Here is an 11886-nt window from a genome sequence, read left to right on the forward strand (position 1 = left end):
GCGCGGCCGATTGTCGAATCCTTATCCGTTAACAGAGAAGCTATTATGTTTAAACCTGAGCTATTGTCCCCTGCTGGCACATTGAAAAATATGCGTTACGCCTTTGCCTATGGCGCCGATGCGGTTTATGCCGGCCAGCCAAGATATAGTCTTCGCGTACGTAATAACGACTTTAAAATGGAAAACCTCGCAGCGGGTATTAAAGAAGCCCACAGCCTGAATAAAAAGTTGTATGTGGTTAGCAACATTGCACCGCACAACGCCAAACTGAAGACTTATATCAAAGATATGGAGCCTGTAGTTGCCATGCAGCCTGACGCGTTAATCATGTCAGATCCAGGTCTTATCATGATGGTACGCGAAGCGTTTCCAGATCAAGTGGTTCACTTGTCAGTACAAGCCAATGCCATTAACTGGGCGTCGGTTAAATTCTGGGAATCTCAAGGCATTAAGCGTGTCATTCTTTCTCGTGAACTATCACTCGATGAAATCGAAGAAATTCGTCAACGCTGCCCTGATATCGAATTAGAAGTCTTCGTTCATGGTGCGCTATGTATGGCGTACTCAGGTCGCTGCTTACTGTCTGGTTACATCAACAAACGCGATCCGAACCAAGGTACTTGCACCAATGCTTGCCGCTGGAAGTACGATGTCCATGAAGCGCAGCAGACTGAAACTGGCGATGTGGTTCCAGTTAACCCAGCAGTGCAAATTGAAACGCCAACATTAGGTGCGGGTCAGCCATCAGATCAAATCGTATTGCTGCAAGAAGCCGGTCGTCCAGGCGAGTATATGCCTGCGTTTGAAGATGAGCATGGTACTTACATCATGAACTCAAAAGACTTACGTGCAATTCAACACGTAGATCGTTTGACTAAGATGGGCGTCGACTCTCTGAAAATTGAAGGTCGTACTAAATCTTTCTATTACGTTGCACGTACAGCCCAGCTATATCGTCAAGCGATTGAAGATGCTGCAGCGGGCAAAGACTTTGACCGCACACTAATGCATAACCTAGAAGGTCTTGCACACCGTGGTTATACCGAAGGTTTCTTACGTCGTCACGTACATGATGAATACCAAAACTACGATTATGGCTATTCAATCAGCGATACTCAGCAGTTTGTTGGCGAGTTTACAGGCGTTCGCAATGAAGCAGGTCTTGCTGAAGTTGATGTGAAGAACAAGTTCCTTGTGGGCGACAGTGTTGAAGTAATGACACCGCAAGGTAACCTAACATTGAAGGTTGATAGCCTAATTAACCGTAAAGGTGAAAGTGTTGAGGCCGGTCTAGGTTCAGGGCACTTCGTATTCCTAGACGTACCAGCAGGCGTTGAGCTTGAAAAAGCGGTATTACTGCGTAACTTGCCACAAGGCCAAGATACCCGCAACCCGCATCAAGCAACTGACAAACCAGCTTAATACGCTCGGTTTCATCAGTAAAATCAGCACAATGGGCCCGCAATGCGGGCCTTAATTTTATTTCCCCAAATGACCAGCGTACTACTGCACCTCAAAATAAGTACTACAGATTTAATGCGTTCGAAGCGATATAGATATCGGTCTCCATACTCCACAGCAACGGCGCACTTTCTTTTTCCTTAAAATCACTACACAAATAACCAAATTATATTAGCTGTTGATTATTTAACCATTTATGGCTAATACTGATTGGTATAAGTTCACTATACTTTGCACTTCATAATTAAATAGCTTCCCGTTCTCCGTTATAAAAGGAATTTGTAATGAATAGACCTAAGCTCCCACTACTGATAACACTTTCTCTCGTGCTATCTCACTCAACCATCGCAGCAACACAATCCAAACCCGCCACCGAGTTCACCAAACAAGAAAATGCAGTAGTCCTAAACACCCTTCCTTTTAATGACAAAGAGGACTTTGAGAATGCACAGCGTGGCTTTATTGCCAAACCAGAAACAGTCACGATTAAAGATGCCCAAGGCAATGTGGTTTGGGATCTAGAGCAATATAAAACCTATATTAGTATTGATAAAGATGCCCCAGATACCGTAAACCCTAGCCTATGGCGCAACTCGCAACTCGTAATGCAACATGGGCTTTTTGAAGTCACTGATAATATTTATCAAATACGTGGATTCGATTTGACCAATATTACGTTTATTAAGGGCAAAACAGGTTGGATCGTGTTTGATCCGCTTATCTCGCCAGAGACCGCTAAAGCTGCACTTGATTTCATCAATGAACAGCTGGGTGAACGCCCTGTTGTCGCCATCGTTTATAGCCATAGCCATATCGATCATTATGGCGGTGCAACAGGAATTGCAACGGTAGAGGATGTAGCCTCAGGCAAAGTACAGATCATTGCACCAGAGCACTTTACAGAACATGCCGTCTCAGAAAATGTGATTGCAGGTAACGCCATGGGACGCCGCGCGGTATATATGTACGGCGCTCTTCTCCCCCGTAATGCTCAAGGTGGTGTCAATGGTGGTCTAGGTATGACAGTGTCAACTGGACTTGCAGGGCTACTACTTCCAAGTCATGAGATCACCAAGACCGGTGAGAAGCTAAACATTGACGGAGTTAATATGGAGTTCCAGCTCACCCCTGGTAGCGAAGCCCCCGCAGAGATGAACACCTGGTTTCCAGACATGAAAGCACTGTGGATGGCAGAAAACTCGACTAACACCATGCACAATATCTTGACCCTACGTGGTGCTCAAGTAAGAGATGCCTTGATCTGGTCAAGCTTTCTAGATGAGACCATAGATACTTGGGGTCAAGAAGCGATAGTGAAATTTCAGAGTCACCACTGGCCAGTCTGGGATAGTGAAAATATCATTCCATATTTTAAAAAGCAGCGTGATATTTACAAGTTTACTCATGACCAATCAGTTCGCCTAATGAACCAAGGCTATACAGGCGAAGAGATCTCAGAAATGATAACCCTACCTGCTGAGCTTGAACAGAATTGGCCAACCCGTGGATATTACGGCACCTTACGCCATAACAGCCGTGCCGTATATCAAAGATATATGGGCTGGTATAACGGTAACCCATCAAATCTCAATAATCTACCGCCTGAAATGGTAGCAAAAAAGTATATGGAGTTTATGGGCGGTGAAGCGGCAGTACTCAAGAAAGCGCAAACCTCATTTGATAAAGGGGAGTATCGCTGGGTTGCAGAAGTGATGAAACACGCTGTATTTGCTAACCCTGACAATCAAGCAGCTAAAGAACTATTGGCCGATGCTTTCGAGCAGCTTGGATATCAGGCTGAATCAGGCCCATGGCGCTCAGTATATTTGCAAGGCGCTTATGAGCTAAGAAACGGTGTTCCATCAGCAGGAGGCACACAAACGGCAACGCCAGATACCATTCGAGCGATGACACCAGAAATGCTGTTTGACTTCTTAGCAGTAAGGTTAGATTCAAGCAAAGCTGAAGGTAAGTTAGTCAATATCAATATTGATTTCACAGATCTTAAGAGTCAGTACACGCTGACATTAGAAAACGCCGTACTGCACCATAGTCAAAATCAAGTCGAGAACCCAGATGTCGCTTTAGTGATGACGATGGAAACCATGAACAGTATTCAGCTTAAAGAACTCAGTTTTGATGAAGCGATTAAGAATGGTTCGGTGAAGTTAACCGGTGACAAAAAGCAATTTAAAGAGTTTCTTGGGATGCTAGATGAATTTAACTTCTGGTTTAACGTGGTTACGCCATAAAAGCTAAGTAAAATCTTAACCTAGCAAATAGATTTTGGCCCAACCGAGCTGATGATAAGAGTACTAACAACTAACGCTACAAATTTAAAAAAGGCCTCTATTTAGAGGCCTTTTTAGTTTAGGTTGAGTAAGTACTCGCTTGTAATACCAATCAGAGCTTGTTAGAAAGTCACTCTCGCCCTCAGCCCAAAAACCCAGGTATCTTTTTCTGTTGAGATAGCGGGGTTATCAATATATTGAATATTAGGGGTTAACTGCACAAATTCACCCAGACTCATGTTGTAATACAGCTCTGAGGTAAATTGCTTGTCGTCACTCACGCCATAGGCCTTGCCTAAGTTTTCATTCACTTCACTGAAATTAATCGCAAAACCTAAGTTATTTTTCTCACCACCTAAACCAAAATAGCCAAGCCCTAGCGTTAACGACTTATCGTAAAGCGCGACGTCCCCCTCCGATATACCGCCTCTAACAAACGGCATTATTTGCGGTGTAACAAAGAAGCTAGCCGAAAAGTTAACCCCTTGGCCACTTTCACTTAGTTGGGTGAGATTATGTTGAGTGCCGCCGTCCATATGCCACAAAGTCACATGCACATTGTCGGTATAGATATGCTCTTGTGATGCCGTCCAGCCAAGCTCAAATGTGGTAAACAGCTTATGATCATTAAATAGCGTGTCAAAGCCATCTAATGGTTTATCTGATTTACCTTTGGCATCCGCAGCGCCGGCAATAATATAAATATTATCATTAATCATATGGCCAACGGCCAAACCCAAAACCCCATCGTCCGGTAACCCAATTGCGCCCGCCCCAGTGCTAAATGCCAAGTTGGTAAAACCTGTCCAAGGACTCGCTAATGCGTAGGTATCGACATAATCGGATGTATCTAAGTAACCCGCCATTAAGGCGGTTTTTCCTTGATTAAATTGCTGCTTCCAATAGAGGTTGGTGAGCCGTCCGCCTTGGTCGCTATATGCTGGACCTATCATACCTATATAACCCAGACCCGGCTCAATAAATGAGTAAGCTTTCGGAGCAGTCTCAGTATAACCATGTCGATGCTCAACCTTCCAAACAAGCCCGCCCACATTGCCGCTCTCTAAGCCTGTTAAGTTCCAAGAGCCATAAAAACGAGCCACACCAGCGACAGAATTATCAGCGCCGCCTTCGGTAGGTGAGCTTGCCGATAACCCCAGAACTTGATAATCAAGCCCCAGAGTCAGGTTATGTTCACTTGCTAGGTTTTCTCGCCAAGACTCTTTCTTACGAGTGTTGTCTTTAATGGTGTTATCAACCGTATTTGGGCTACCAAAGCTGGTACTGGCATAACTCGCAGCGCTAAACAGGCTACCACAAGCAAGACTGGCTCCGATTAAAACCGCTAAACGCATTGTATTCATACAGAGTTCCTTATTAACACGCCTTTCATTCCATGTGTATCGTTCAGTTAGTGAGCATGCCCTTTATGCTCATGTCCTTTGCGATCATGCTCTTTATGATCTAGCTGCTGTGTCGCTTCCATCGTATCTGTGTAATATTTCTCAATCGTTAGTGCATCCATGGCGTAACCCATAGTGACATTCATTTTGCCATCAACCAGTTGTACCAACTCAGTTTGTTTATCTGCGTTAATCTTACCGACCACTGTCACTGGAAATTGTGCATTCTCAACTTCAAAGCCAGCAGCAAAGCTGAGTTTCACAATCTGATTTGCTGCAGGTGGTGGCATATGAATGCACGCTCCTGCATAGGGTAATAATAAAAACTCAGTTGCTTTCACGCCGTTAAATTTTGTCGGCACCACAAAGCCTGACATGCTAACCATTTTGCCATTCACTTGTGTATTTAAGCTCTCGGCTCTTCGCTGAGCAAGCGACATATAGCGCGCTCTTGCATCGAGCGCCGCATCAACATCTACACCTTCATCAATTAGACCTTGGCGTGCTCTAACGGCGTTTTCTTTATCAAGCGCTTTTGCGCTATCTTGCAGTTGAATCACAGCGGCAAGTAATCTTTTTTGACTTTCAGTTACGTCTGGCAAGCTAACATCTTGCTCATTAATAATTGGCGCCAGCACTTGCCAATCTAGTGCTTGCACCTCTAATGTTTGCAAGTCTAGTGCTTGCACGTCTAACGGCTGTACATTAGCCATTTCAGAGTCTGCATGAACCGCAAAAGATAAGCTCAACAACACTAATAATACTTTCTTCATCGCGCCCTCTAAAATAATTGATTTCACACACTTGATTTCACACACAGAAGTCCACAACCCCGCTTTAGCAACGGGCTTTAACGAAAGGCTCATCGATAAAAGCCCATTGATATAAAGGCAAGCTAGATGGCTTGCCTTTGATCCTTAAAACAAATCAAATTACATGGTGTTTTTATAGATCACACCGCCTTTCATGATGATTTTCATCGTCTCGATACCATCACGCTTAGGTGCATCAAACCATTTCTCGTTAGCACCAATCACAGTGAGATCTTCTAGTGGGTTACCATCAACCAATAGCAGATCCGCGTAAGCGCCCTCTTCGACAACTCCAAGCTTACCTTCAAAATAGGGGTCTAACACTTCACCCGCCAGTTTAACGATTTCGCCGTTTACCGATGTCATCGACAGCAAGGTGTAATGGTTGCCGAAGAACTTACCACTTAAGTAAATAGAGTGATCAGCTTGCTGCTCACAGGCGGCAACGCCACCAACACAATCCACGTGGAAACCTAGCTTAGGCTGATACTTATTGACATTATCGATGTAGTCACCAAAAGCGGCTTGTGCGGTTTTAGCTTTACGCGCAGAAGCTGGGTTGGAGTTAATCGCTTCAATCTCGCCTAAATAGGGTGAGAAGGCCGTCATATTGGTGGTCATATAGGCATCATTTTTCTTCATTGCTCTATAGACATCTTTATCGAACATAAAGGCATGCTCAAGGGTTTTCACACCCGCCTCTAGATTACGCAGCAGTGAGACCTTACTGTATACATGGGACATGGCGTAAGAACCGTAGGCATTGGCCACTTCTACTGCCGCCTGTAACTCTTCAAGTGAATAGGCATTAAGCTGCCACGGATCAAACGATGACGCTACGCCACCACTGGACATTAACTTAATCTGTGTTGCCCCTTGCATGTAGTTTTGACGAGCACAGGCTTTAATGTCACCAATACTGTCTGCGGTGCAGCTCATACCAAGGCGGCCGCCCGAGGAGTTGTGGCCATAAAAAGTTTCATTTGGAGTGGTGAAGTTACGAAAGTCTGCATGAGAGCCTGTTGGACCAATAAATGCTCCAGAGGGATAAATTCGCGGACCGACGAGCTCACCGCTATCAATGGTTTTCTTAAGGCCTGCGCCCATACCACCAGCATCACGCCAAGTGGTAAAACCTGACATCAAAGCCGATTTTGCCCGCGCTGCAGAACGTGCAGCCAACTCTTCCCAGTTACGGTTATTTTCAATATCCGGTAAAGAAGAGCCATTCATCTGTAGGTGGCCGTGACCTTCAATCAGACCCGGCATTAAGGTCATACCTTTACCGTCAATAACCTTGGCATCTTGCGCAGAAATCGCTTCGCTAGACACCTTACTGATCTTATTGTCAACCACTAACACTTGATGGTTTTCTAGTAACTCATCTTTCTTACCATCAAACACATTGACGTTTGTAAACAAGATTGACTCAGCACTAACAGAAAAAGCTAATGAGCAAGACACAGCAACAACAGACATCTTCAACGTTCGGTATTTCATTCGTGCACCTCTAGTTATCCATGCTTGGTGAGTTTTCACCTCGCGTAACATTCCATACTTAAAAAAGCGTTACAAAATCAGCGACAACAAACACACTATTTGCCACTAACACTTCGTAAACTAGGTTAAATTTTGGACGAACACAAGATTGAATAATAGCCATTTGACGACAACAAGTGACAACGTTGAGCAGCAAAGGTAGATGTTTTTGTTTCTAGCTGGCGCGCGATTAACTGAATTGACGGCGATACTGACTGGGGGTCATGTTCATTTGGCGTTTAAAAGCCCGAGTAAAATGAGCCGCATCGGAGTAGCCCATCCTAATCGCAATTGAGGTGATCTTTAAGGAAGGGCATTTTAGTAGATCTAAGGTTTGCTCAAGCACCATCTCTTCGACAATATCACCATACTGAACATGCTCTTTTGCTAAACGCCGCTGCAAGGTTCTTACATTTAAGTTTAAAATTTGGGCTGCAGTCTTAATCGGTAATTTGCCCATCGACAAGTAAGGTTGGATAGCCAACTTGAAAGTACCTAGAAAGCAACTCAATCTAGGTTCAGCAGCGATATGATCTCTAGTCGATATATAGGGATGAGTAACGGGCGCCTTCATTAGACTTTCTGAAATTGAAAAAGCCGTTACCGGCCTATTGCTGAAAAACTGCGCTCGACTCAGTTGAGGTAATAGAGAAAAAGCAGCGTCATTTGCGGATTGAACCCCCACTTGCTCAGGTCGCCACTTATTGTTTGTTAGCGCTGATAACAACTCACAAATAAATATCGCAGAAAACAACTCCGCATGGGTGAACCAGGCTTTATCCACCCCCTCTTTTTCCCGCACCAACCACCATTTACCACCAGTGAATTGAGTATAGACCTGAGTATGGGTCAGATTAGACTTTAACTGCTCAGCAAACTCATCTAAAGCCGCTTTCAATGAGTCCTTTTGAGTCAATCGCCTAATAAATTGGGGGATATAGATATTTTTACATGCACTTTGGATCAGTTGAATAAATTCTTGAGGTTCGAGCTTTTCGCCCAGAGTTTGAATGAGGTTTTTAACCGTATTCTCAGGAAGGTAGTCATAGTTATTCTCACTAGAGTAGAGATCAACCGGGACCTTTGCCTGTTGCAATATAGGATAAATACTGCCATCTAACCCTCTGAGCAAACTTGCAAAAAATGCGACATCTTGACGCTGAATAAGCGGTATTGCTTCATTATTAGAATCCGACGGCATAGTTCCTTCCTAAGTGATAGTTTCTCCCTAAGTGCTATTTTCATTTATAAATCAATATCGAAAGCCTGTCTATAACACCACAGTCGCTCATCTTGACGTTCAAAAACTACCTGCATGGATTCAAAGCTCGCCTTAGGTGTGATAATAGTCCCTCTTCACCGCATGACGAGCCTAGTCTGCGCCCCTTTGTATGGTATAATTGTTTGGTATCATTTTTAGACTGCTCCGCTAGGCGGGGTTTTAGTAATTTTAATAGGCACGCTAATTCAATGGCATTATTAATCGACGACAGCTGTATCAACTGCGACATGTGTGAACCCGAGTGTCCTAACCAGGCCATTACTATGGGTGAAGAGATCTACGAGATTGATCCAGTTTTATGCACTGAATGTGTCGGTCACTACGACAAACCTACTTGTATTTCAGTCTGTCCTATCGACTGTATCGCTGTCGACCCAGACCATAAAGAGTCTGATGATGAGCTATTAATTAAGTACCATATAATTACAGGTAAGCCGGTCGAATAAGCTAGTCTTGACGATAAACAATGGAGCCATTAGGCTCCTTTTTGCTTTGAAGTGAAGCTAGGCAAGACTCTAAAATACCGCTCACGACTAATGACTTCGTTAGTCTGGCAACGTAAAATTAGCCTTAATACCTCGCTAACTCAGGCTTTGTTGCCCTTAATTGCATTCAAGCTTACTTGCTTTCATCCAAGCTTAGCGTCCGTTTACCTCTCAAAAAGATATTAACTGCCCATGTATTTAGCTCAGCACTGTTTTACCCCGTTCAAATCGGCTATCGATAGTTACGAGCTGCCACTGCGTTTTACCTTTCCGTTTTACTATGAGCCGCACCCGCTGTGTTTATTGGCCGCCTCTGAGCTGCAAGAGTACTTAACCACTCAAACTGACTGGCAGCATAACTTTGGCTTAGAGGATGATGTAAACAGAACTACCGACGCGGCTAAAACCGCCGCCATTGGTAAAATGTTTGGCGTGCTTATCGTGCGTAACTCTGCTGGGCAGCTTGGGTATTTAGCGGCATTTTCAGGTAAGTTAGCCGAACAAAACCTACTCAATGGTTTTGCGCCACCCGTTTTTGATATGTTGGCAGAGGAAAGCTTTTTCCATGGCGGCATGAAGGCGCTTAACCAGCTTACTGAGCAATTGAAAAGTGCCCAGAGTAATCCTTATATTGCTAAGCTCAGTGCTGAGTTAGCACAATTACGCAGCCAGGCTGAAAGCGAGCTAGAAGCGATACGTGCGCAAATTATTGAAAACCGTAAAACACGTAAACTTCGCCGTATAAGCGTTGAAAATCAACAAGATCCGGCGGCACTTAGTGAGCTAAATGTGCAGCTAGGTAAAGAAAGTGTCGCCGAGAAATTCCACCTTAAAGCCACCAAGCAACAATGGGACTCTCGATGCGATGAAGTCGCCAGCCAACTAAATGTGTTGCAGTCTGAGATAACATCACTCAAAGCGAGTCGCGCTCAACATTCTAATAGACTACAAAAACAGATTTTTGCGCAGTATCAGTTTTTAAATCAAGCTGGTAAGTTAAAAGATCTCAACCAGATCTTTAAAGACAGCCCTACCCAGCAACCACCAGCCGGAGCAGGAGAATGTGCAGCCCCTAAACTGCTGCAATTTGCCTTTAAGCATGACTTAACGCCTATCGCCATGGCAGAGTTTTGGTGGGGCGTATCACCTAAGTCTGAAATCAAGCAGCATAAAAACTTTTATGGCTCATGCCAGGGTAAATGCCAACCGATTTTAAGCCATATGCTGGAAGGTATTGAGATGGATGAAAATCCATTACTGACGAATCCTGCCGAAGGTAAATCGTTAGAGATTGTCTATCAAGATGACGCGATGGTGGTGGTTAACAAACCTGCAGAATTCCTCTCGGTACCAGGCAAAAATGTCACCGACTCTGTGTATGCGCGCATGAAGGCACAATTTCCACAGGCCACAGGTCCGCTTATCGTTCACAGACTCGACATGTCGACTTCAGGTTTAATGGTGATTGCGCTAAGTCGTGAAGCTAACAAGTCTTTAGCGCAGCAGTTTATTGCCCGCACGGTAGAGAAGCGTTATGTGGCTCAAGTATCAGGTGTTGTTGAGGCTGAACAAGGTGAGATCAGCTTGCCACTGAGAGGCGATATTGATGACAGACCGAGACAACTGGTCTGTTATGAGCATGGTAAGCATGCGCAAACTCATTGGCAGGTAAAGTCGCGCAGCGCTGATGCCACTATGTTGTATTTGTATCCGCATACTGGCCGCACTCATCAACTTCGAGTGCACTGTGCTCATCATGAAGGCTTACATCTACCCATTATTGGCGATGACCTTTATGGCAAGAAAGCAAACCGCTTGCATCTACATGCTCAGCGTTTAGTACTAAACCACCCAGTCACTAGAGAAAGGTTAACTTTTGAGGTCGATGTCGACTTTAACCAAGAAGTTTAATCAGAGGGGACTTAATTTAAAGGGCTTAGTCTAAAGAGAACAATTTAATAGGCTAGCATTAAAAAAGTTAGCCTATACGAGCAAGTCATGCATAACCTACAAGCTATGCATGACAAACGAGCTGAAAACGCTATCGATTAAGCAAGTGCTGGTTCTGCTTTTGCTTGTAATGCTTGTAGCGCCTGCGCCAACTTTTCAATTGCCACTCGAATTCCAGCTGGCATGGCATCAAATTCAACACTGAGCAGTAAGTTTTTCACCTCAAGCCCAAGCTCTGTATCGCCTTCAATACTAAGTTTACGCTGGAAAAACAAGGTATCAGGATCTTCTTTTGCCGCGGCAATCAGTAGCAACTCTTTTGATTGAGCGGTAAAGGTAACTTCGGCATCTTGCAGTTGACGAACTTGCCAAGTGTCGGTGTAAGTCACTTCAAATGTCAGCCCCAAATCTTCGATATTAATCGCCACCCAGCGCCCCTCTAGAAAGTCTAATTCTTCATCGGCAGCTTGCTCTGCTAGCAATAAACCTAAGATGCGCTTTAGTAACTCTGCTTTTAGCGTAAATGGCACGATAGCTAATGGACGCGCAATCACCTTCGGCCCAATTTCGAGCATTTTATGAGCTAACTTGTGAGGAAAAAAACCTTGCATGTAAATATGTATCCAAAATGAGGCAAAGAAGGGAATATTACCTAGATTTTAT

At 44.3% G+C, this 11886-nt stretch carries 9 protein-coding genes; 4 read left to right on the top strand and 5 right to left on the bottom strand.

The features are described 5' to 3' along the window. Window positions 1-45 precede the first annotated feature (45 nt). The gene (gene yegQ, locus Q1A86_RS04965; RefSeq protein WP_299803585.1) at window positions 46-1422 is read left to right on the top strand and encodes a tRNA 5-hydroxyuridine modification protein YegQ; all 1377 of its coding nucleotides are present in this window, start codon (window positions 46-48) and stop codon (window positions 1420-1422) included. 323 nt (window positions 1423-1745) lie between these two features. Next, on the top strand, window positions 1746-3713 hold the full coding sequence (locus Q1A86_RS04970) for an alkyl sulfatase dimerization domain-containing protein (RefSeq protein WP_299803587.1): 1968 nt from the start codon (window positions 1746-1748) through the stop codon (window positions 3711-3713). 161 nt (window positions 3714-3874) lie between these two features. On the opposite strand, the gene Q1A86_RS04975 is transcribed toward Q1A86_RS04970, so the two are convergent. The 4 genes from Q1A86_RS04975 to Q1A86_RS04990 form a co-directional block, all read right to left on the bottom strand. Further along, a complete protein-coding gene (locus tag Q1A86_RS04975) occupies window positions 3875-5116 on the bottom strand; it encodes a carbohydrate porin (protein ID WP_299803590.1) in 1242 nt (413 codons plus the stop codon). Between the two features lie 47 nt (window positions 5117-5163). After that, the gene (locus Q1A86_RS04980; RefSeq protein ID WP_299803593.1) at window positions 5164-5928 is read right to left on the bottom strand and encodes a DUF3299 domain-containing protein; all 765 of its coding nucleotides are present in this window, start codon (window positions 5926-5928) and stop codon (window positions 5164-5166) included. 159 nt (window positions 5929-6087) lie between these two features. Further along, window positions 6088-7467, bottom strand: a complete 1380-nt coding sequence (locus Q1A86_RS04985; RefSeq protein ID WP_299803596.1) for an amidohydrolase family protein — start codon at window positions 7465-7467, stop codon at window positions 6088-6090. A 229-nt stretch (window positions 7468-7696) separates the two neighbouring features. Next, window positions 7697-8707 carry an AraC family transcriptional regulator gene (locus tag Q1A86_RS04990; RefSeq protein WP_299803599.1) on the bottom strand — a complete coding sequence of 337 codons (1011 nt, stop codon included), beginning with the start codon at window positions 8705-8707 and terminating at the stop codon, window positions 7697-7699. A gap of 269 nt (window positions 8708-8976) precedes the next feature. Between Q1A86_RS04990 and Q1A86_RS04995 the strand changes: the two genes are divergently transcribed. Both Q1A86_RS04995 and Q1A86_RS05000 read left to right on the top strand, forming a co-directional pair. Then, the gene (locus Q1A86_RS04995) at window positions 8977-9234 is read left to right on the top strand and encodes a YfhL family 4Fe-4S dicluster ferredoxin (protein ID WP_012156237.1); all 258 of its coding nucleotides are present in this window, start codon (window positions 8977-8979) and stop codon (window positions 9232-9234) included. 231 nt (window positions 9235-9465) lie between these two features. Next, the gene (locus tag Q1A86_RS05000) at window positions 9466-11184 is read left to right on the top strand and encodes a pseudouridine synthase (RefSeq protein WP_299803606.1); all 1719 of its coding nucleotides are present in this window, start codon (window positions 9466-9468) and stop codon (window positions 11182-11184) included. A 137-nt stretch (window positions 11185-11321) separates the two neighbouring features. Here Q1A86_RS05000 and Q1A86_RS05005 read toward each other — a convergent pair whose 3' ends face one another. Beyond that, window positions 11322-11834, bottom strand: a complete 513-nt coding sequence (locus tag Q1A86_RS05005) for an SCP2 sterol-binding domain-containing protein (RefSeq protein WP_299803609.1) — start codon at window positions 11832-11834, stop codon at window positions 11322-11324. Window positions 11835-11886: the final 52 nt, after the last annotated feature.

The sequence above is a fragment of the uncultured Shewanella sp. genome, from assembly GCF_947497935.1.
Classification (GTDB): Bacteria; Pseudomonadota; Gammaproteobacteria; order Enterobacterales; family Shewanellaceae; genus Shewanella.

Bases quoted from the DNA above. Each gene is read 5' to 3' on its own strand.
- yegQ (WP_299803585.1), top strand. From the start codon at position 46: ATGTTTAAACCTGAGCTATTGTCCCCTGCTGGCACATTGAAAAATATG.
- Q1A86_RS04970 (WP_299803587.1), top strand. From the start codon at position 1,746: ATGAATAGACCTAAGCTCCCACTACTGATAACACTTTCTCTCGTGCTA.
- Q1A86_RS04975 (WP_299803590.1), bottom strand. From the start codon at position 5,116: ATGAATACAATGCGTTTAGCGGTTTTAATCGGAGCCAGTCTTGCTTGT.
- Q1A86_RS04980 (WP_299803593.1), bottom strand. From the start codon at position 5,928: ATGAAGAAAGTATTATTAGTGTTGTTGAGCTTATCTTTTGCGGTTCAT.
- Q1A86_RS04985 (WP_299803596.1), bottom strand. From the start codon at position 7,467: ATGAAATACCGAACGTTGAAGATGTCTGTTGTTGCTGTGTCTTGCTCA.
- Q1A86_RS04990 (WP_299803599.1), bottom strand. From the start codon at position 8,707: ATGCCGTCGGATTCTAATAATGAAGCAATACCGCTTATTCAGCGTCAA.
- Q1A86_RS04995 (WP_012156237.1), top strand. From the start codon at position 8,977: ATGGCATTATTAATCGACGACAGCTGTATCAACTGCGACATGTGTGAA.
- Q1A86_RS05000 (WP_299803606.1), top strand. From the start codon at position 9,466: ATGTATTTAGCTCAGCACTGTTTTACCCCGTTCAAATCGGCTATCGAT.
- Q1A86_RS05005 (WP_299803609.1), bottom strand. From the start codon at position 11,834: ATGCAAGGTTTTTTTCCTCACAAGTTAGCTCATAAAATGCTCGAAATT.